Annotated in this window: 20 protein-coding genes; 10 read left to right on the top strand and 10 right to left on the bottom strand. The window is 67.9% G+C overall.

What is annotated here, in order from left to right:
• Positions 1-84 precede the first annotated feature (84 nt).
• Positions 85-939 carry a hypothetical protein gene (locus tag AMYNI_RS47235; protein ID WP_020668855.1) on the top strand — a complete coding sequence of 285 codons (855 nt, stop codon included), beginning with the start codon at positions 85-87 and terminating at the stop codon, positions 937-939.
• A 21-nt stretch (positions 940-960) separates the two neighbouring features.
• On the opposite strand, the gene dprE2 is transcribed toward AMYNI_RS47235, so the two are convergent.
• Positions 961-1,716, bottom strand: a complete 756-nt coding sequence (gene dprE2, locus AMYNI_RS0115095) for a decaprenylphospho-beta-D-erythro-pentofuranosid-2-ulose 2-reductase (protein ID WP_020668854.1) — start codon at positions 1,714-1,716, stop codon at positions 961-963.
• On the bottom strand, positions 1,713-3,113 hold the full coding sequence (gene dprE1 / locus AMYNI_RS0115090) for a decaprenylphosphoryl-beta-D-ribose oxidase (protein WP_051116324.1): 1,401 nt from the start codon (positions 3,111-3,113) through the stop codon (positions 1,713-1,715). Before dprE1 ends, dprE2 begins: the two co-directional genes overlap by 4 nt.
• A gap of 85 nt (positions 3,114-3,198) precedes the next feature.
• Here dprE1 and AMYNI_RS0115085 point away from each other — a divergent pair, with 85 nt between their 5' ends.
• The 3 genes from AMYNI_RS0115085 (at position 3,199) to AMYNI_RS0115075 (ending at position 6,870) form a co-directional block, all read left to right on the top strand.
• Positions 3,199-3,666, top strand: coding sequence for a GtrA family protein (locus AMYNI_RS0115085; protein ID WP_020668852.1), 468 nt, complete (start codon positions 3,199-3,201; stop codon positions 3,664-3,666).
• A gap of 84 nt (positions 3,667-3,750) precedes the next feature.
• Positions 3,751-5,712, top strand: a complete 1,962-nt coding sequence (locus AMYNI_RS0115080) for a glycosyltransferase (RefSeq protein WP_020668851.1) — start codon at positions 3,751-3,753, stop codon at positions 5,710-5,712.
• Positions 5,713-5,814: 102 nt separating this feature from the next.
• The gene (locus AMYNI_RS0115075) at positions 5,815-6,870 is read left to right on the top strand and encodes an acyl-CoA dehydrogenase family protein (RefSeq protein ID WP_020668850.1); all 1,056 of its coding nucleotides are present in this window, start codon (positions 5,815-5,817) and stop codon (positions 6,868-6,870) included.
• On the opposite strand, the gene AMYNI_RS0115070 is transcribed toward AMYNI_RS0115075, so the two are convergent.
• Positions 6,867-7,109 carry a hypothetical protein gene (locus AMYNI_RS0115070; RefSeq protein ID WP_020668849.1) on the bottom strand — a complete coding sequence of 81 codons (243 nt, stop codon included), beginning with the start codon at positions 7,107-7,109 and terminating at the stop codon, positions 6,867-6,869. The genes AMYNI_RS0115075 and AMYNI_RS0115070 overlap by 4 nt on opposite strands.
• A gap of 136 nt (positions 7,110-7,245) precedes the next feature.
• Here AMYNI_RS0115070 and AMYNI_RS0115065 point away from each other — a divergent pair, with 136 nt between their 5' ends.
• From AMYNI_RS0115065 to AMYNI_RS0115050, 4 genes are all read left to right on the top strand, one after another.
• Positions 7,246-8,025, top strand: coding sequence for an ESX secretion-associated protein EspG (locus AMYNI_RS0115065; protein WP_020668848.1), 780 nt, complete (start codon positions 7,246-7,248; stop codon positions 8,023-8,025).
• Positions 8,026-8,173: 148 nt separating this feature from the next.
• Entirely contained in the window at positions 8,174-8,626 is a 453-nt protein-coding gene (locus AMYNI_RS0115060; protein ID WP_020668847.1) for a hypothetical protein, read from the top strand.
• A gap of 3 nt (positions 8,627-8,629) precedes the next feature.
• Entirely contained in the window at positions 8,630-9,190 is a 561-nt protein-coding gene (locus AMYNI_RS47765) for a DUF3558 domain-containing protein (RefSeq protein WP_020668846.1), read from the top strand.
• Between the two features lie 11 nt (positions 9,191-9,201).
• Positions 9,202-10,737, top strand: coding sequence for a hypothetical protein (locus AMYNI_RS0115050; RefSeq protein ID WP_020668845.1), 1,536 nt, complete (start codon positions 9,202-9,204; stop codon positions 10,735-10,737).
• 52 nt (positions 10,738-10,789) lie between these two features.
• On the opposite strand, the gene glfT1 is transcribed toward AMYNI_RS0115050, so the two are convergent.
• The 6 genes from glfT1 to AMYNI_RS0115020 form a co-directional block, all read right to left on the bottom strand.
• Entirely contained in the window at positions 10,790-11,698 is a 909-nt protein-coding gene (glfT1, locus tag AMYNI_RS0115045; protein WP_026360475.1) for a galactofuranosyltransferase GlfT1, read from the bottom strand.
• Positions 11,698-12,513: a galactan export ABC transporter ATP-binding subunit Wzt/RfbE gene (wzt, locus tag AMYNI_RS0115040; RefSeq protein ID WP_020668843.1), complete on the bottom strand. Its 816-nt coding sequence runs from the start codon at positions 12,511-12,513 to the stop codon at positions 11,698-11,700. Before wzt ends, glfT1 begins: the two co-directional genes overlap by 1 nt.
• A gap of 6 nt (positions 12,514-12,519) precedes the next feature.
• Positions 12,520-13,407, bottom strand: a complete 888-nt coding sequence (wzm, locus tag AMYNI_RS0115035; RefSeq protein ID WP_020668842.1) for a galactan export ABC transporter permease subunit Wzm/RfbD — start codon at positions 13,405-13,407, stop codon at positions 12,520-12,522.
• A gap of 90 nt (positions 13,408-13,497) precedes the next feature.
• Complete coding sequence (locus tag AMYNI_RS0115030) at positions 13,498-14,334, bottom strand: class I SAM-dependent methyltransferase (RefSeq protein ID WP_020668841.1); 837 nt, start codon at positions 14,332-14,334, stop codon at positions 13,498-13,500.
• A 285-nt stretch (positions 14,335-14,619) separates the two neighbouring features.
• A complete protein-coding gene (locus AMYNI_RS44610) occupies positions 14,620-15,339 on the bottom strand; it encodes a Clp protease N-terminal domain-containing protein (protein ID WP_169515747.1) in 720 nt (239 codons plus the stop codon).
• Between the two features lie 191 nt (positions 15,340-15,530).
• Positions 15,531-16,127: a bacterial proteasome activator family protein gene (locus tag AMYNI_RS0115020; RefSeq protein WP_020668839.1), complete on the bottom strand. Its 597-nt coding sequence runs from the start codon at positions 16,125-16,127 to the stop codon at positions 15,531-15,533.
• Between the two features lie 135 nt (positions 16,128-16,262).
• On the opposite strand from AMYNI_RS0115020, the gene AMYNI_RS0115015 reads away from it, so the two are divergent.
• Positions 16,263-17,462 (top strand): cysteine desulfurase-like protein, encoded by a 1,200-nt coding sequence (locus AMYNI_RS0115015; RefSeq protein ID WP_026360473.1) that lies wholly within the window; start codon positions 16,263-16,265, stop codon positions 17,460-17,462.
• A gap of 3 nt (positions 17,463-17,465) precedes the next feature.
• On the opposite strand, the gene AMYNI_RS0115010 is transcribed toward AMYNI_RS0115015, so the two are convergent.
• Complete coding sequence (locus tag AMYNI_RS0115010; RefSeq protein WP_020668837.1) at positions 17,466-18,443, bottom strand: NAD(P)H-quinone oxidoreductase; 978 nt, start codon at positions 18,441-18,443, stop codon at positions 17,466-17,468.
• A gap of 231 nt (positions 18,444-18,674) precedes the next feature.
• On the opposite strand from AMYNI_RS0115010, the gene AMYNI_RS0115005 reads away from it, so the two are divergent.
• Positions 18,675-20,213 (top strand): M28 family metallopeptidase, encoded by a 1,539-nt coding sequence (locus AMYNI_RS0115005; RefSeq protein ID WP_084628378.1) that lies wholly within the window; start codon positions 18,675-18,677, stop codon positions 20,211-20,213.
• Positions 20,214-20,244: the final 31 nt, after the last annotated feature.

Here is a 20,244-nt window from a genome sequence, read left to right as displayed (position 1 = left end):
AGCCCGAGCGGAAGCAACGGAAGTGGCGGCGTAATGAGTCATCCCGCGTATCGGCGCGGTACCTACGCTCTCATCGATCGCGTTGTGCACGACGCCACGTACAACGGCGGTGACGCCTTTGTGTCACTGAACTCGTGGCAGAAGGACAACCCCGATCCCGAGCTGTACCAGTGGGACGAGGAGAGTTCGCAGTGGCTCGGCCAGGTGCCGGTGGACCGCTGCGAGCGGGTCTACTCGGTGCACGTCTACGCGAAGTACCGCGGGCACAGCGTGCTGGTGGACAAGGTGAACGACGCCGGGATGGCCACCACGCTGTACGCGGAGTGGGACGGCGCCTGGGCCACCGAGAACGGGTTCTTGCAGGAGAGCAAGTACGAGTACTACAAGACCGTGCCGGTGACCGAACTCCTTGACTACTACGAGAAACAGGACGACCTGCTGTTCACCCGCTGGCGCGAGGAGAACTTCGGCGAGTCGGCCCCGGCGGGCGCCCAGCCGCCGGGCTGGGCCGGGGAGCGGCCGAGGTCGGGCCGCCTGGCCACGGTGCGCGGGGCGGAGTACCGAATGCTTTGCCGGGCCCTCGGCGGCCGGATCACGCTGGGTTCCCGCGCCCCGCTGAACCCGGACCCGGAACTGTTCTCCTGGCACGAGGCGCGTGGCTCCTGGGCGGCCACCATCCCGCTGGACGCCTGCACCCGGATGGTCGAGGTGACCACGCGGGCCGAGTACGTCGGCTATCCGTGCGAAGTGCTGGACATCTCACCGGACGGTTCGGTGGAACTTCGTTACCTCGGCGAGGATCTGAGCAAGGCCGCGGTGGACGGCTTCGCGGACGCCGGCGATGGCAAGTGGACCAAGACGGCACACGTCTTCGACCTCGCCCGTTACCACGAGCGGCACGTCGAGCTTGCCGCTCCCGAGTGGAAAGCGCTGCCGTAGCAACACTTTCCACTCGGCGGGTCAGATCGGCAGCTTGCGGAAGATCGGCCGGGGCACGTGCCGCAGCGCGGACATCACCAGCCGGAACTGCGCGGGCGCCCACACCAGGTCCTTGCCGCGGCGGGTCGCGTCCACCGCGATCTCGGCCACCTGCTCGGCAGTCGACTCCAGCGGCGCCTTGCCCATGCCCTCGGTCATCTTGGTCCGGACCTGACCAGGCCGCACCACGGTCACGCGTACCCCGAACGGGCGCAGCGCCTCGCCGAGGCCGAGGTAGAACCCGTCGAACCCGGCCTTGCTGGAGCCGTACAGGAAGTTAGACCGGCGCACCCGCTCGCCCGCCACCGACGAAAGCGCGATGACCGAGCCGTGGCCCTGTTTCTTCAGCCGCTCGGACAGCGCCACGCCCACCGAAACCGCTGCGGTGTAGTTCACCGCGGCCAACTCGACGGCCTTGGCGTGGTCCTGCCAGACCTCCTCGGCGTCCCCGAGCAGCCCGAACGCGACCACGGTGACGTCGATGTCGCCGTCGCCGAAAGCCTTGTCCAGCACCGAAGGGTGGCTGTCCATGTCCTTGGCGTCGAAGTCCACAGTGGACACTTCGGCGCCGGCGTCGCGCAGCCGTTTCGCGGCGGCGTCCAGCCGGGGCGACGGCCGTGCTGCCAGCACGATCCGCAACGGACTGCTGGCCAGGTAACGCTCCGCGATCGCCAGCGCGATGTCGGAGGTGCCGCCGAGCAGCAGCAGGGACTGGGGGTTTCCTACAGCGTCGATCACAGTTCGAGCCTCCGGCTCATGTCTGAGGCGAAAACGCCATCGGGGTCAACGGCGTGGCGCACCTTGCGCCATTCGTCGAGTCGCGGGTACATCTGCGCGAAGATGTCCGCCTGGGTCCGCGAGTCCTTGGCGGTGTAGAGCCGCCCGCCGATGGCGAGCACCTCCTCGTCCAGTTCGGTGCAGAAGCGGCTGAGACCGTCCTTGATCGGGAAGTCGACGCTGAGCATCCAGCCGGGGGACGGCCAGGACAGCGGCGCGCGGCTGGCCTCGCCCATCCGCTTGAACACGTTGAGGAACGAGTAGTGCCCGGACGTCGAGATCTGCTGGCAGATCCGCTTCAGGTCGCTCTCCCGGCCGAAGGGCACGGAGAACTGGTACTGCAGGAAACCCTTCGAGCCGTAGCCGCGGTTCCACTCACCCAGCATGTCCAGCGGGTGGTAGAACTGCGTCAGGTTCTGGATCTTCCCGCGCGCGCCGCCCTTGGGCACCGTGCGGAGCCAGACATTGCTGAGCGTGCTCCAGGTGAGCTTGTTCGCCAGCCCGTTCGGGAACACGTCCGGCAGGGTGAGCAGCTGCGGCGCGTCGAACTTCAGCGGGTCGCCGCGTCGCTTCTTGTCCAGCTCGTCCAGCTTGGCCAGCGAACCGCGCGAGAAGGTGGCCCGGCCCATCCGGTCGTCCGACGAGATCAGGTCCGGCACGGCCATCGAGTAGTCGTAGTTGAGGTCCGAGCCGTTGGTGAACAGCTCGATGGTCTCGTCGAAGTTCGAGGTGCGGTCCGCGTCGACGATGAAGTAAGCGGTCTCGGTCTTCTTCATCTGCACGGTGGCGCGCATGATCAGCCCGGTCAGCCCGATACCGCCCACGGTCGCCCAGAACAGCTCCGAATCGGGCCCGTCCGGAGTGATCGTGCGCAGCTGGCCGTCCGCGGTGAGCAGGTCGATCGACAGCACGTGGTTGCCGAAGCTGCCTGCGGAATGGTGGTTCTTGCCGTGGATGTCGTTTGCGATCGCGCCGCCGATGGTCACCTGCCTCGTGCCCGGCAGCACCGGCACCCACAGCCCGAACGGCAGCGCGGCCCGCATCAGCTGGTCCAGGTTCACCCCGCCGTCCAGCACGGCGACACCGCTGTCCGCGTCGATCGAGTGAATCCGGTCCAGCACGGTCATATCGATCACCAGGCCGCCGGCGTTCTGCGCGGGATCACCATAGGACCGGCCAAGGCCTCTGGCGATCACGCCGCGTGTACCGGCTTCGGTCACCGCTCGCGCGATGATTTCCGGGTCCGGTGTGCTGAGCACCTCGGCGACCGTGGGCGCGGTTCGGCCCCAGCCGGTCAGGGTGCGCCGCTGGGTGCTTGGTCTTGGGGTCCCTTGGCTCACGCGGACCAGGGTAGCCATCGCCCGGAGAAGCCGACTAAGGGTGCGTGCGATGGCCGCTCTACACTCGGTCGGGTCAACGATTCCAGGTCGATGAGGTAGTGCAGTGGTGGCCACGGATCCGCAACCGACGACCGGGCGGTCGGAAACACCAGGGCTGTTCGGACAGCTGGTGCGCTTCGCGCTGATCGGCGGCTTCTGCGCCGTTCTTGATTTCGGTGTGTACCAGGGCCTTCGCGCGCTCGGTATGGACATGACGCCCTGGGTGGACGTGGCCAGGGCGATCAGTTTCGTCGTCGGCACCACAACGGCGTATTTCCTTAACAGGAAGTTCACCTTTTCCGCCGGCGGCAAATCCGGCGCGGGCCAGGTGGGCGGATTCGTCCTGCTCTACACCGTGACGTTCTTCGTCGCGGTCGGGATGAACCGCTGGATGCTGTACCTGCTGCCGGACTCGACGTGGAAAACGACTTTGGGTTGGGTCGTCTCGCAGGCAACCGCGACCACCATCAATTTCGTCATGCTGAAGTGGGTGGTGTTCCGCGAGAAGCCGCGGACCGAGATCCCCGCATGACCGGCACCACCGGTGAGAAGTTCACCTAAAGACCCTGTACCTTGGCAAACGCGTGTCGGAATCCCCCTGGAGGATTGAGGATTGATGCCCGGTAAAGCAGCGACCGGACGGGCCACCGCCACGGCGGCCAAGGCGACGCCGGTGACCAACGGAAGTCACTCCGGCGTAGCGGGCGAGGACGCGACGACCTTCGCCGAACGCCCGCCGCAGGGCAGGCTGCTCGCCCAGCGCGGGCTGTACGCGGGCCCCTCGGCCGTGGTGACCAAGGACCTCTACGCCGAGGTACTGGCCGGCGTGGTCTCCCGACACCGCGCCGCCATCACCCTCGAAGAGTCCGCGAAGGTCTCCGGCAACACCTACTTCGGCCGGTTCCCGGCCAGCTACTGGCAGCGCTGGACCACCGCCAAGCAGGTCAGGGTCGAGGCCGTGGTGACCGGTTCCGGGCAGCTGACGGTCAGCGCCTCCGACGTCGAGGGCGAGCCGAGGGTCGTGGCCGCCCACCCGGTGGAGGGCGTGCAGCAGGCCTCCGTGACGCTCGAGGCCAAGATCGACAAGTTCCTCGACGGCGGCGCGCTCTGGCTGGACCTGGCCACCGAGACCGGCCAGCGGCTGACCGTGGAGCAGGTGCGCTGGACGGTGGACCCGCCGGAGCAGATCCGGCCGACCGCGGTGACCATCTGCACGATGAACCGGGCCGACGACTGCCTGGCCAACCTGCAGGCATTGGCCGGTGACCTGTCCTCCCTGGAGACCCTGGACGCGATCTACGTCGCCGACCAGGGCACCGACCGGGTGGATTCCCGGGACGGCTTCGACCAGGTCGCCAAGGACCTCGGCGACAAGCTGCACTACATCAACCAGCCCAACCTCGGCGGTGCCGGCGGCTTCACCCGCGGCCTGTACGAGGTCGCCGGGCACACCGAGACCGCGCACGCGAACGTGCTGTTCATGGACGACGACGTGCTGCTCGAGCCGGACCTGGTGATCCGGCTGACCGCGTTCTCCAACCGCGCCGCGAACCCGATCATCGTCGGCGGGCAGATGCTGAACCTGCTGCACCCGCACCAGCTGCACGTCGGCGCCGAGTACGCCCAGTTGGACGCCCTCCAGCCGGGTGTGCCGGTCGAGCACAGCCTGGAGACCGCGGACCTGCTCGGCGTGGACGAGGAGACCGGCAAACCGAACCGCCAGGAGCGCCGCCTCGACGCCGGTTACAACGGCTGGTGGTCCTGCCTGATCCCGTACGAAGTGGTCCAGAAGATCGGCTACCCGATGCCGTTCTTCTTCCAGTGGGACGACTCGGAGTACAGCTACCGCGCCCGCGGCCACGGCTTCCCGACCGTCACCCTGCCCGGTGCCGGCGTGTGGCACGCCGACTTCCACTGGAAGGACTGGGACGAGTGGCACCGGTACTTCAACCTGCGTAACTCGATCATCACCGCCGCCCTGCACAGCACGTTCAACCTGACCGTGGTCTGCCGGGTGCTGCTCGCCCAGCTGATCCGCTACCTGCTGTGCATGCAGTACGGCCTGTCGCACACCCTGATCAAGGCGGTCGAGGACTTCCTCGAAGGGCCGGAGATCCTGCGCGACGGCGGCGTCGCGGCGATGAAGGAGATCCGCGAAATCCGTTCGCGGTACCCGGAGACCAAGCGGCACGACGTCACCGACGTGCCAGGCATCGCGTCCAACGACATCGGCATCCTGAACGCGGCGCCGAAGCCGAGCTTGCAGCGGGTGATCCTGCTCAAGCGGATCCTGGACCGGGTGCTCGGCCGGCACCGCTTCGGCCTCGGCCAGATCCCCAGTGACGAGGCCAGCTGGTGGCACGTGTCGCTGTTCGAGACCGCCGTGGTCACCGACGCCTCCCAGGAGGGCGTGCGCGTTCGCCAGTACGACCGGGCACGGATGTTCGCGCTGGCCAAGCACGGCGCGAAGGTACTCAACCGGCTCCGTAAGGAAGGCCCGGCGGTGCAGCAGCAGTTCAAGCGCGCCATGCCGGAGCTGACCAGCCGCGAGAACTGGAAGCGTCTCTACAAGCTCTGAGCGTTCTCCTCAAGGGTCACCTTCACGTCGGTCCGGTGTGAAGGTGACCTTTTGTGGTTCGCGGCTTTCGATCACCGGCCGGAACTTGGATAGCCTGATTTCATGGCTGACTTGCTGCTGCGCGCCCGTGAAATCGCCGATGAGGTGCTGTTCCCGGCGGCACTCGACGTGGACCAGCGCGGGGAGGTCCCGGCGAGCCATTTCGACCTGCTGGCCGAGGAGGGCTTCTACGGCCTGGCCGTGCCGGCCGAGCACGGCGGTGCGGGGGCCGGACTGGAGGTCGCGGGCGGGGTGATGGAAGCGATGGCAGGCGGCTGCCTGGCCACCTCTTTCACCTGGGCCCAGCACCACGGCCTGGTGTTCGGCCTTGCTGCCACCGGACGGCCCGCCCTGCGCGACCGCTATCTGGCCAAAGCCGTCCGCGGCGAGATCCGGGGCGGGGTGGCCTTCGCCGGCGCGATCCCGCAGCCGCCGAAGCTGTGGGCGAAACGAGTCAGCGACGGCTACCTGCTCGACGGCGAGGCGCCGTTCGTGAGCGGCTGGGGGATCATCGACTTGCTGCAGATCTCCGCGCGGGACGCGGACAGCGTGCGCACCGGACCGGATGGCCGGGTCGATGGCGGCACGATCGTCAGCGGGCTGATCCCGGCGGAACCGGCGGACGGCCTGTCCGTGGAGCCGCTCAGCCTGGTCGCCGCGCAGGGCACGAACACCGTCCGCCTGCAGCTCACCGGCTACCTGCTGCCGGCCGAGCAGGTGGTCTCCGAGAGCACGCACGCCGACTTCGTCGCCGGGCAGACCTTCGGCTCCCGGATGAACGGCTGCTTCCCGCTCGGCCTGACCGGCCGCTGTGCCCGGCTGATCGAGCAGGCCGGCCGGCCGCAGGTGGCCGAGGAGCTGCGCCTCCAGCAGGACCAGGTACGCAGCCAGCTGGATGCCGGCCTCGCCGACCCGAGCACGATGCCCGCGGCCAGGGCTGCCGCCTCGGCGCTGGCGTTCCGGGCCTCTGGCGCGCTGGTCGCGGCCGCGGGCAGCGGCGCCGTGGTCGGCGCGCACCACGCCCACCGGCTCGTCCGGGAAGCCACCTTCACCCTGGTCGCGTCCAGCCGCCCGGAGATCAAGGCCGGGCTGCTCGACCTGCTGGGCAAGCCGGTCTAGTGCAGACCGAAGACCCGGCCCTTGCGCTGCAGGTCGTCCACGTAGGCCACCGCCACGTGCGCGAAGTTGATGGTGACGGTGGAGCCTTCCTTGGTCTTCACCGAGGTGATGGTCTTGTCGGCGAGCAGGTCGCTGATCTTGGCTTCCAGTTTTTCCGCGTCTTCCGGCGGTAACGCGAACAGCAGCGGCTCGCCGCCGGTGGCGAGGTGCAGTACGAGTGCGGGTTTCGTGTCGGGCATGTGTTCAGCACAGCAGCAGCCGATTCGCCGCGGCAAGACGGTTCGCTGAGGGCAGAGCGGACCGGTCGCGTGCGGTGGTCACCGAGAGTGGGCTAACGTGCCAATTCGTCCGGTGACGCACGCCAAGGGGGAAGGCATGGCCCACTCGTTCTCGCTGTCGATGGCAGCGGTGGACATCCTGCTCGAGCACGCCAGGCTCGGCCCGGCGCCGTTCCCGTTCCGGATCCCGCACATCGGCACCACGCACAGTCAGCGCGCCCAGGTCCGCGAGGCGGTGTTCCGGGACCTGGAGAGCCGCGGTCTGATGCGTGGCGGACGGCTGGACGGGGACGCGGAGCTCGGGCTGCGGACCTTCGCGCAAGCACCGCTGGCCATCACCGCCGCCGCTCAGCTGGACGGGGAGCGCCGGCTGTTCGCCCGCGCCGCCTCCGACGGCCAGTTCGCCGTGGTGGTCCGGCAGGACGAGAACCTGCTGGTCTTCGAGGAGACCCGGCCGACCGGCATCGTGCCGACCATCGTGGACCTGCTGCCGCTGACCCCGGCCGCCCCCGGCCAGTCGGTGACGGTGGCCAAACCCGCTCCCCGGCAGCCCCGCGGCCGCCATGCCGCGGACGACGGCTACGACCCGTTCGCCGGAGTGACCCCGCCGCGCTCGCAGTCCAGCACCCAGCTGCGCGCGGTCGAACGGATCTTCGAGAAGCCCAAGCTGCGCATCGGCCAGTTCACCGCCTTCGTGCCGGACCGGAGCGGCAAGTCGGTGTCCCTGGCCCCGATGGCCTGGTTCGACACCGAGGACGGCCGGTTCTTCATCTCATCTCGCGATGCGGAAGACGGGCAGAGCTGGCTCACCTACGCCCCGGCCGACAACCAGCGGATCGCGCAGCAGTTGTACGAGCAGCTCCAGGGCTATTTCTAGATCCATGCACCCCGCTACGGGAACCCCGCGCGGACCCGGGGCGTCGGAGTCTCGTGAGCGCTCTTTCGGCCGGAATGGGCGTTCACGCGCAGTGGCGGCTTGTAGACTTCGATGCCGGATACGGTAGTCGCGAGGATGTGGGGAAACGATGACTCAGGCGGGCGTCGGAGCGGCGATCGGCATGGCGGCCATGGCCCCGTTCTCCAAGGACGGCGCGATGAACCTCAAGGCCGTCGAGCAGACCAAGGCCGAGACGCAGAGGCTGGTGGAAGCGGCCAAATCGGGCGGTTTCAAGATCAGCGAGACCGCCGTCGCCGACATCCGCAAGGCCCTCGCCGAAATGAAGACCAAGCTGCTGGTCATACAGCGCGGCAACATGGATCTTTCACAGGCGCCCAAGCTGGGCAGTCACGCATATGGTCAGACCGTCGCTGCTCATGACCAGAAAGCCGCGGATGACGAGGCCGGTTCCGCCAATGTTGTCCTGAAGCAGTTTTCAGCCGTGTTGGAACTGGCGGACGAGGCGCTGGCCCGGGCAGCGGGGGTCTACCAGGAGCAAGAGGACAACGCGGCCGACGTGCACAAGACGGCACAAGGCTGAGCGATGCGAATCTCACTGAAGCCCTCAGCCGGTTTTCTGCTGCCGGTCCTCGCGGCCATGACACTGGCGACTGTTGCTTGCTCGGAAGGTGTAGAGGGCACCCCGTCCGCCACCCAGTCGCCGTCTTCTGCCGCCACTGAGCCAGGCCAGGCGGTCGTTGACACGTCGTCGTTGGACCCCTGCACCATGATGACCCCGGCCGACCTGACTGAATATGGCACCTTCCTGCCCGGTACCTCGGAGAATAAGGGTGGAGCCCGGGGCTGCAGCTGGGTCAAGTCGGTGCAGACCGCAAGCGAAAAGGGAATCGTCATCGGGGTCGGCGTGCGCGATTCGCAGGGCGTCAAGGATGCGAACGACGTGGGCGGTGGCCTGCAGCCCGTCACGGTCAATGGTCGGGAGGCCGTGCAGATCCCTGATGCCAGTGGATGCATCCTTGCGCTGGGAGTGGGGGCGCGTTCCAGAGTTGACTTGACCATCGCGGCCGACGAAGCCGAGAAGGGTTGCCAGATCGCGACCAAGGTGGCGCAGACCGTGGTCGAGCCGAAACTTCCCAAGGGGTGAGGGAGAGCGTCATGGTGAACGACAACCAGCCGCCGAAGACCTACGGCGACCAGAACCTCACGTTGGAGCAGATCGCCGCGAAGTCCCCCGCCGAGCAGGAGCAGTACGCGCGGGAGGAGATGTCCCCGCAGGAGATCCGCGACTACTACCGGGACAACGCCGGTGCAGGGGTGGACGACACCGGGATCTTCGGTGGGATCCACAAGGTCTTCGCGGAAATGGGCGCCCAGCAGAAGGCCAACCAGGTGGGCGGAGCGGCGGCCAAGGACGCCTCGACCGCGAACACCGAGTACGTGCAGGGTCTCCAGCCCTCTGACGCGGACTACCAGGGCGAAGCGCACGCCAGGATGACCGAGTTCGTCAAGGAGAACATGGACCCCGGTCAGGTCGGCCAGGTCTCGGAGGCCTACTACTCGCTGCACAAGGCGTTCGAAGAGTTCGCGACCACCCTGGGTGCCGCGGTGAACAAATCCCATGGCGAGTGGGAGGGCAATTCGGCCGAAGAGGCTCGCGGGTACTTCACCAGCCTGCAGAAGTGGGCGGACGGCAACGCGCAGAACGCGGGCCTCGCGTCCGAGATGATGTACCAGCAGTCCCAGGCTGCGACGACGGCGAAAAACAGCATGCCTGAGGAGGTCCCGTTCAACTGGGACTCCGAGATGAAGAAGTGGGGCGACAACCCCTTCAACATCATCGGCAACATCGAGAAGACCGTCGAAACCTACAAGGCCAGCAACGAGGCCCACCAGAACGCCGCCAATGTGATGACCAAGTACGACAACGAGTTGTACGGGGTCGCCTCGAAGCAGCCGGTTTTCGCGGAGCCGCCGAAGTTCGGTGCGGGCGGCGGCGCTGAGGGCAAGGAGATCGGCGGCAAGATCGAGGGCAGTATCGAAACCGGGCTGGGCAATACCAACTCCTCCGGCTACTCCGGCGGTGGCGGTCCTGGCTCGCCGCCCCCTGACGGTGGTGGTCAGGGCAGCCCGATCCCGGTCGGCTCCGGCGGTGCCGGCGGGGGGAGTGCGCCGCCGACGCTGGGTGGTGGCGCGGTGACCGGTGCCGGCAACCTGCCGATCAACAGCGGCACCCGGCCGACCGGCTTCCAGCCGTCGAACTTCACCCCGACTCCGGCGAACACCGGCGGTAATTCCGGGTTCGGCGGTATGGGCGGCGTGCCGATGGGCATGGGCGCCGGTATGGGTGGTGGCTTCGGCGGTGGCTCGGAGTACAACAGCAAGATCGGCCGCGGCGGTGGCGCGGGCGGCTTCGGTCCGGGAGGCAGCGGGTCGGCCCCGGGTGCGGGAAGCGGCGCAGGTGCCGCCAAGCCGGGCGGCGTCGGCGCTGCCGAGGCGGCCGCCGGTCGTGGGGCGGCCGGTGCCGCTCGTGGTGGTGCCGGCGGTATGGCCGGCGGCATGGGTGCGGGTGCCGGCAAAGGCCAGGGTGGCGAGGACCAGGAGCACCAGCGGCCGTCGTTCCTGGTCGAAGGCGACCCCGACGAGATCTTCGGTAATGACGAGCGCACCGCCCCGCCGGTGATCGGCGAGTAGCGACGATGGAGGTTGTCCCTGACTCGACAGGGCGGGACAACCTCCGGCCTCGTCAGTAGCGGAAGAACTTCTCCCGGCGCCCTTGACGGACCAGCTTCAGCCACTGCGCGAACGCCTTCGGGTCGCGCTTGATGCCCACGAAGTACAGGCCGAACCGGATGATCTCCAGTGCGCCGATCTTGCGCATCCCCGGCTGGGAGAGCAGGTAGCCGCGGTTGCGGTAGGTGTAGTAGCGCTTGACCTCGTTCTCCGGGTCCTGCGCGTGGAACCGGCCACCGAGCATCGGCTTGAATTCGTCCGAGCCGTCGGGGTGCAGGTAGGTCGTCTTGAGCGAGGTGCCGAACGGCAGCCCCGAGCGGACCAGCCGCCGGTGCACCTCGACCTCGTCACCGCGGAAGAACAGCCGTAGGTCGGGAACTCCGACCACGTCGAGGGTGGATGCCCGGAACAGGGCCCCGTTGAACAGCGATGCGATCCCCGGCAGGAAGTCCTCGCCCAGCTCACTCGACGAGCGCTTCCAGGTCAGCCCGCGGCGCAGCGGGAACGCCAGCTTTTCGGGAGTGTCGATATTGACCACCACGGGTGAGATCTCCGCGAGATCACGCCGGCGGGCCTCCTCGAGCAGCACCAGGAGCACGTTCTCGTCCGCCGGCCTGCCGTCGTCGTCGGCCAGCCACACCCAGTCCGCGCCCAGTGCCAACGCGTGCAACATGCCCAGTGCGAACCCGCCGGCGCCGCCGAGATTGCGATGCGAAGGCAGGTACGTGTACGGCAGCGGGTACGCCTCGACCACGTCGCGCGCCGACTGGTCGGGCCCGTTGTCCACCACCACCAGGTGATCCACCGGCTGCGTCTGCGCCGCGATGATCTTCAAGGAGTCCGCGAGCAGGTCGCGCCGGTGCCGGGTGACCACGACGGCCACCACGGCGTCGTCGCGCAGCTGCCGTGTCTCAATCGCCATCACTCGCCGCCTCTGACTGCCGGAACAGAGTCCACTTCGAGCCGTTCGGCCGACTCAGCGCTGATGTTTTCGAACGGGTCCCGGCCCTTGTACGCGGTGAGGACTTCACGGAGCCCGCCGCGCATCTTCATCTGGCCTTCGTCCATCCAGATGGCGGACGTGCACAGTTCCAGCAGCAGGTCGTCCTGGTGTGAGGCGAAGACCAGCAGGCCGGAGCGTCGCACCAGGTCCACCAGGCGGTCGCGAGCCTTGTTCAGGAAGGCCGCGTCCACCGCGCCGATGCCCTCGTCGAGCAGCAGGATCTCCGGGTCGATGGAGGTGACCACGCCGAGCGCCAGCCGAACCCGCATGCCGGTGGAGTAGGTGCGCAGCGGCATCGACAGGTAGTCGCCGAGCTCGGTGAACTCGGCGATGTCGTCGACCCGCTTCTCCATCTGCTTGCGGGTCATGCCGAGGTAGAGGCCCCGGATCATGATGTTCTCGTAGCCGGAGATCTCCTGGTCCATGCCGACCCCGAGGTCGAACACCGGGGCCACCCGGCCGACGATCTTCGAGGATCCCCTGGTCGGCTCGTAGATGCCGGAGAGCAGCCGCAGCAGAGTGGACTTGCCCGCGCCGTTGTGCCCCACCAGGCCGATCCGGTCGCCGTCCTTGACCGAGATCGAGATGTCGTGCAGGGCCTCGATGACCGGGACCTTGCTGTCGGTGCCGATCTTGCCGCCGACCTTGCCGAGCACCTTCTTCTTCAGAGAACGGCTCTTCGCGTCGAAGATCGGAAAGTCGACCGAAGCGTTCCAGACGTCAATGCTGACCATTGTGTGTCACACCCAATACGAGACGCGGGAACGGTAGTTGCGCAGGACCACCAGTGCAAGGGCCCAGCCGACGACGGTGATGCCGCCCACGATCACCCAGTGATGCCAGCTCTGTGTGTTGCCGATCAGCGGTGCCCGCACCAGTTGCACGAAGTGGTACATCGGGTTCACCTCGGCGACGTACTCGCGCCAGCCGGCCGCGTTTTCGAACTGCTTTTCCAGAATGTCGGTCGACCACACGATCGGTGTCATGAAGAAGACCAGGTTGATCAGGCTGGTGACCACCTGCGGGATATCGCGGAAGCGGGTCGAGATGATGCCGAACAGCAGCACCACCCAGCCCGCGTTGACCGCCAGCAGCGCGAAGGCCGGAATCGCGAGCAGCGCGCTCCAGCTCAGACCTGGCTGGGGAGTTCCACCGTCGGTGATCGCGTACCCGGCCTTGCTGATGCCGGACCAGAAGATCGCCAGCATCAGGAAGTAGATGACCAGGTTGTGCGCGAACATGATGCACTGCCGCCACACCGTGCGGAGCACGTAAACGGACAACGGGGCGGGCAGGTGCTTGATCAGCCCTTCGTTGGCGATGAAGGTGTCCGTGCCCTCGGTGACGCAACCGAGAATGAAGTTCCAGACGATGAAACCCGTTGCGATGTAGGGCAGGAACGTCGAGATCGGCGAGTTGAACAGCTGTGAGTACAGCAGACCGAGCCCCATCGCGGTGATGCCCATGCTGAGGGTGATCCACAGCGGCCCCAGTACCGAGCGGCGGTAGCGCTGCTTGATGTCCTGCCAGCCGAGATGGCTCCACAGCTCGCGCTGGGCGAACCCTTCCTTGAGGTCGGCGAAAGCGCGCGACCAGGTTCGGCTGTCCGATGGGGCCGGCGGCGACACCGGAGCAGTTGCGCTGGCTACTTGAACCGTGCTGGAAGCGGTCACGAGAAACGAGGGTACCGACGTGACGGACGGCTGCTACGCCAGCCCTCATTCATCGACGAGGCGCACGATGACCTGCTCATCGGTGTAGGTATAACCCTCGAAGGTGAAACGGACACCGGTTCGTTCCACGTACTCGTTCCAGGCCCGGTACTCGTGGTCCTGCCAGCCCGGATAGTTGAAGAACTCGTCGAACACGATGACGCTGCCGGGGTGCAGGCGGGGTCCGACCAGGTCGAGCACGGTCTTGGCGGAGCTGTAGAGGTCGCCGTCGACATGCAGGAAGTCGACCGGGCCGGGGTGTTCGTCGAGAAACCCGGGCAGGGTGTCGTCGAACCAGCCCACCACGAGCTCGGCTCCCGGAACGTCCGGCAGCCCGTCCGTGGTGAAGCTGCCGGAGGGAAATCCGGTCCGCCAGTCCTCCGGCAGGCCTTTGAACGAATCGAAGCCGTACACACCGCCTTCGGACCGGGCGGTCGCGATCGTTTTCAGTGTGCTGCCGGTGAAGACGCCGAACTCCAGTGCCATGCCGCCGGACGGCGCCAGGGACAGTGCGTGCTCGAGGGTGGCGCGTGCCTCGGGAAAATGGGGTGCGGTCGGCATGTGCTGCCGGACGAACCAGCTCGCCTCGAGTGTCGCCTGCATATCCGCCGCGTAGACGATGTCGCGGCGTGTTCGAACTTCGAACTCCACCATCCGGTCGAAAACGTCCCGGGTCTGCGCGCGCAGTTCGTCGATCTGCTTCGTTACTTCGTCGATCTGCTGGAGCTGTTCACGGTGGTAGGGCAGCAGGACTTCACTGACCGTCCGCATTGCCTTGTCCCTGAGTGACCTGCGGACAGACTCGGCGCGGAGCAGGTTGCGCACCTTTTCGTACACCGGCACTCCTCTCGTTCCCGGTCAGCCGGATTGCGGCACCCCGGATGATGGGCCGGGGAGGCGAGGCTGACAGGCGGCGAGGATTCTACGACCGACGCCACGCCCTGGTGTGTTCGGCGTCACGGTATGACGGCGCAGGGCCGACGCCGTCATACCGTGCCCTGGTGGAATCGACCGTCCACAGGATTTTTTGAGTTGTCAAGCATCGAGGTCAACACATGTACCGGGGGTAACCGGTGTGCTGACTGGGTTGTTCTCTTGGTTGCCCGCAGGCTCGCGCGCTGTGCCGGGTCAGCCGCGTTGATGCGGGCGCTGCTTACGCGGGGCGAATGCCTCGGGTTCCACTCCGAGCGCACCGGCCAACTCGGTGCGCAGGAGCTCGGGCGTGATGCCGGCTTCATTCAGAATCTGGGCTGCCACCCCCTCTGCTTCGGACAGCGCCACCAGCAGGTGCTCGGTGCCGGTGTCGCCGTGGTCGGAACGTTTCGCATAGTCACGGGCGATTTCGAAGGACTTCCTCAGCCGGGGCGCGATCGCGAGGTTGCCCTCGGACGGGACGGAGTCGCCGGTACCGACGATCCGACCGATCGCGCTTCGGATCAGCTGCGGGGTCAGGTCCAGCGTGCGCAAGCTCCGTGCGGCCGGGTCGTCCCCCAGCTCCACGGTTGCGAGCAGCACATGCTGGGTGCCCAGCGAATGATGACCGAACGCACGGGCGTGCTCCCCGGCGCCGGTCAGCACCGCCCTCGCGGCGTCCGACATGCCCTCATCCACCACCAGGCGATGGTTGAACCGCAGGTGCGCGGCCTGCCGGGTCACGCCCAGCACCGTGCCGATCTCCGCCCACGAACATCCGGCCTCGCGTGCCTCGCGGACGAACTGCTCGACCAGGGCGTCCCCCAGTGCGTGCAGCTCCTCGTCCGTCCGTGCCGCCGCGGCGAGGCGACCGAGAGGTGTCTGTTCGTTTCTGGTGGCCTCGATCAGCTGATCCAGCGTCACCGCCTGTCTCATGTTGTCAAGCATGCCTTGACAAGTCGGCGGTGTCAAGTCTAGATTGACAAATACCTGCGGTGCTTCTTCCGGGCCAACTACGGAGGCAGGCCGGGGTGTGATCAGGAAACGGGCGAGGCGTCCCTTGCGGTACGCAACCCGCACGAGAGGAGGTGGGCTAGCTGAGCGATAGGTGAGCAGGGTGCGGTGAGCTACAGGTACTGGCCGGTACCGGAAATGCCGGGGCCGTGGTTCTCCTGGCCGCCGGCGGACGCGCCGGGGGGCAGGCCGCGGCGCATCTGTTCGAGCTGGACCCTGGCCGCCATCTGCTGGGCGAACAGCGCGGTCTGGATGCCATGGAACAGGCCTTCCAGCCAGCCGACCAGTTGGGCCTGGGCGATGCGCAGCTCCGCGTCCGACGGGGTGGAGTCCTCGGTGAACGGAGAGACCAGGCGCTCGAGCTCGTCCTGCAGCTCCGGGGCGAGGGCCTGCTCGAGTTCCTGGATGGAGGTCTGGTGGATTTCGCGCAGCCGGTTCCGGCTCGCGTCGTCCAGCGGTGCCGCACGCACCTCTTCGAGCAGCTGTTTGATCATGGTGCCGATTCGCATCACCTTCGCCGGCTCTTCGACGAGGTCGCCGATGGACTCGCCCTGCTCGGCGTCGCCGGAGCCATCGGAGTCCGGCCGGATGCGTGCGGTGCCGACCGGGGATCCATCCGGCCCGACCACCACCACGTGATGTGGCTGTTCGGCGTCCGCGTTACCGGCTGTGCCCGATTGCGGGGAATTCGGCTCGGTCATGTGCTCCATCCTGGCCTTGTTCCTTGGCACTCTGCATACGTACCGTCGTGGTGTATCCGAGCGTAGCGTCACCGGTCGTGCGGTCTGCTCACCAGGCCAACCCCCGAACGCACCACGAAACCCGCGGCTCCGTACGGTGTGCCCATGGCGTTCGACGTCGCTCGAATTCGTGGGCTGTTTCCCGCGCTGGGTGACGGCTGGATTCACTTCGACGGCGCTGCCGGAATGTTGGTACCTGAACAGGTCGCCTCGGCTGTGTCGACGGCGATGCGCGCACCGGTCTCCGGACCGGGGGGCGCCTTTCCGGCCTCTCAGCGTGCGGAGAGCATCGTGACCGCGGCCAGGCGCGCGGTGGCCGACCTGGTCGGTGCCGACCCGGCCGGTGTCGTGCTCGGTCCCAGCGCGTCCGTGCTGCTGGGACGGCTGGTGGACGCGTTGTCCGAGCGCTGGACGCTGGGCGACGAGGTGGTCGTCTCCAGGCTGGACGAGCAGGCCAACCTGGCGCCGTGGCGGCGGGCGGCCAAGCGTGCCGGCGCGGTGGTGCGCTGGGGCGAGATCGACATCGAGACCTGCGAGCTGCCCGCGTGGCAGTACGAGAACCTGGTGTCCGCCCGGACCAAGGCGGTCGCCGTGACGGCCGCGTCCGGTTCCGTCGGCACCCGGCCGGACGTGCCGACCGTCGTCGAGTTCGCCAAGCGGGTGGGCGCGCTCGTCGTGGTCGACGCGACCTACGCCGCGCCGTTCGTGCCGCTCGACGTGAACGCGCTGGGTGCCGACGTGATGGTGGTGTCGGCGCAGTCGTGGGGTGGTCCCTCGGTGGGCGCGCTCGTGTTCCGGGACCCGGAACTGCTGGAGAGGCTGCCCTCGGTGGCGCTGGAAGCGGGTGCCAGGGGGCCGGCCAGGATGGAGCTGGGACCGCACGCCTACCCGTTGCTCGCTGGGCTGATCGCGTCGATCGACTACCTCGCCGGACTGGACGACGCGGCCACCGGGTCGCGGCGTGAACGCCTGGTGACCTCGCTGGGTTCGGCGAAGTCGTACCACGCGGGGCTGCTCGCGCAGCTCAGCACCGAGCTGCGGTCGCTGCGCCACGTGATGGTGATCGGGGATGCCATGCGGCGGATCCCGGCGCTCGCCTTCACCATCGCTGACAAGAAAGCGCCCGAGGTCGCGGACTTCCTGGCCTCGCAGGGGCTGTGCGCGTTCGCCGACGATGGATCCAGTGGTGTTTTCGCGTCGCTCGGGGTCGGCGAGGTCGGTGGAGCAGTGCGCATCGGACTCGCGCACTACTCCAACGTGTTCGAGGTCAACCAGCTGGTCAGGGTGCTCGAAGAGCTGCGCTGACGTTCAGGAGCGTGCGGTGAGCACGATCTTGCCGAACACGTCGTCTTCATCGAGTGCCCGGTGCGCCTTGGCGGCCTCGGCCATGGGCACCACCTGGTCCACCACCGGCTGCACCGAACCGGCCTCCAGCAGCGGCCAGAGCCGGTCGCGCACGTCCGCCACGATCGCCGCCTTCTCCGCCAACGGCCGCGACCGCAGTCCGGCGGCCGCCACCGAGGCCCGCTTGGCGAGCAGCTTGCCGATGTTGAGCTCGCCCTTGACCCCGCCCTGCATACCGATCACGACCAGCCGCCCGCCGGTGGCCAGCGCGTCGATGTTGCGGCCGAGGTAGGAGGCGCCCATGTTGTCCAGGATCACGTTCGCGCCGCCGGTCTCCTTCTTCAGCTCCGCGACGAAGTCCTGCTCCCGGTAGTTGAACGCGAAGTCCGCGCCGAGCTGACGGCAGCGCTCGACCCGGCCGGCCGAACCGGCGGTGACCGCGACCTTCGCACCGAGTGCCTTGCCGACCTGGATGGCGTGCGTGCCGATCCCGCCGGCCCCGCCGTGCACGAGCAGCACGTCGTCGGCGGCGAGCCCGGCGCCCATGATCACGTTGGACCAGACCGTGCAGGCGACCTCGGGCAGCCCCGCGGCCGCGACCAACTTGACCTCGCCAGGCACCGGCAGCAGCTGGCCTGCCGGGACGACGACCTGCTCCGCGTAGCCGCCACCGGCCAGTAGGGCGCATACCTCGTCGCCGACCGACCAGCCGGTGACGTCCTCGCCGAGCTCGGCGATGGTGCCGGAGCATTCCAGGCCGAGAATGTCGCTCGCGCCGGGCGGGGGTGGGTAGTTTCCCTGCCGTTGCAGCACGTCCGCCCTGTTCACCGCGCTGGCCGCGACCTCGACCAGCACTTCGCCGGGTCCGGGTGCGGGGTCCGGTACGTCGGTCCATTCGAGTACTTCGGGGCCACCGGGTTCGCGGATCGTGATCGCATGCATGGCCCGACCCTAAGCCTGGTCAACGGTGCCCAGCCACGTGACTCCGGATAACGCGGATGGTGATTTTCGAATTCGACTGTTCGGCCGCCTTGCTGACCGGCGGTAATGGCGCATAAGGAGTCTTGACCTTTCGGGTGAAAAGAATAAAAGTGATCCGGCAGCGGAGGTGACTGGTCGTGTCGGGGCTGTGCGGGCGACCGGAGCCGATTCCGCGGGATTGGGGAGCAAGCCATGTCCAGCAGGAGAGGGCGCACGCCGGTGGTGGCGCTGGCTGCCGTCACGGTGCTCGCCGCCGCGGCCGCACCGGCCGCGGCAGCGAGCCCATCGAACGGCCAGCCGCCGGGGCCCGCGTTGGCCAAGCAGTTGGTGCAGAAGGTGGGGGTCGGCGGGATCAACCGGCATCTGATCGCGCTGCAACGGATCTCCGACGGCAACGGGGGCACCCGCGCGGCCGGCAGCGACGGTCACGCGAAGTCCGCCGAGTACATCGCCGGCAAGCTGGAAGCCGCCGGCTACCTGGTCACCCGCCAGGAGTTCTCGTTCACCTACAGCGAGACCATCGAGCAGAAGCTCACCGTCGCCGGCGGGGACGTGCCGGTCATCGCGATGGTCTACACCCCGTCCACTCCGGCGGGCGGGATCAGCGCGCCGCTGGCCGTTGTCCCGGTCGACGACACTCCCGGCTGCGAAGCCGCCGACTACTCCGGGGTGACCGGCAAGATCGTGCTGGTCCGGCGCGGTGCCTGCAGTTTCGCGCAGAAGCAGCAGCTCGCCGCGGACGCGGGCGCGATCGGCGCGGTGATCTACAACAACGAGGACGGCGAGCTGAGCGGCACCCTGGGCGACCCGGCCGCCGCGCGGATTCCGACCGGTGGGGTGAGCAAGGCGAGCGGCGAGGCGCTCGCCGGCCAGAACGGTGCCGCGGTCACCCTGGACCTGCGGACCTTCGAGGAGGAACGCCCGACCTACAACGTCCTCGCGGAGACCAAGACCGGCCGCAAGGACAACGTGGTGATGGCCGGTGCCCACCTGGACAGCGTGCCGGCGGGCGCGGGCATCAACGACAACGGCACCGGTTCGGCGGCGCTGCTGGAGACCGCGCTGCAACTCGGCGGCAGCCCCAAGCTGAACAACGCGGTGCGGTTCGGGTTCTGGAGCGCGGAGGAGTTCGGCCTGGTCGGTTCGACGCACTACGTCGATTCGCTCAGCTTCGAGCAGCAGCTCGACGTCGCGCTGTACATGAACTTCGACATGATCGGTTCGCCGAACGCGGCCTACTTCGCCTATGACGGCGACAACTCCGACGCGGTGGGCGCGGGCCCGGGGCCGTACGGCTCCGCGCAGATCGAGCGAAAGCTGACCGAATACCTCGGTGCGCGGGGAATCCAGGCCGAGGGTACCGATTTCGACGGCCGGTCCGACTACGGAGAGTTCATCGCGGCCGGCATCCCGGCCGGCGGGTTGTTCACCGGCGCCGAGGACATCAAGACGCCGGAGCAGGCCGCCAAGTGGGGCGGCCAGGCGGGGGTTCCCTTCGACTCCTGCTATCACGAGGCCTGTGACAACCTCGGCAACGTCGACCGGGTGGCGCTGGACCGCAACGCGGACGCGGTGGCGTGGGCGCTGGGCAGCTACGCGATCAGCACCGAGGACGTGAACGGGGTGACCGTGGCCAAGGCCAAGGCCAAGAAGCAACTGGCCGAGCAGCGCGCCGCTCAGCGGACCGCGACCCTGCTGGTGGCCGGTGACCCGCACGCACTGGTGAGCTAGTCAGCGGGGAGCCCGAGGGGACATCGAGTCA

The organism is Amycolatopsis nigrescens CSC17Ta-90 (assembly GCF_000384315.1).
Classification (GTDB): Bacteria; Actinomycetota; Actinomycetes; order Mycobacteriales; family Pseudonocardiaceae; genus Amycolatopsis; species Amycolatopsis nigrescens.
Note: the sequence above shows the minus strand (reverse complement) of the source record. Positions and strands in the feature narration are given on the sequence as shown.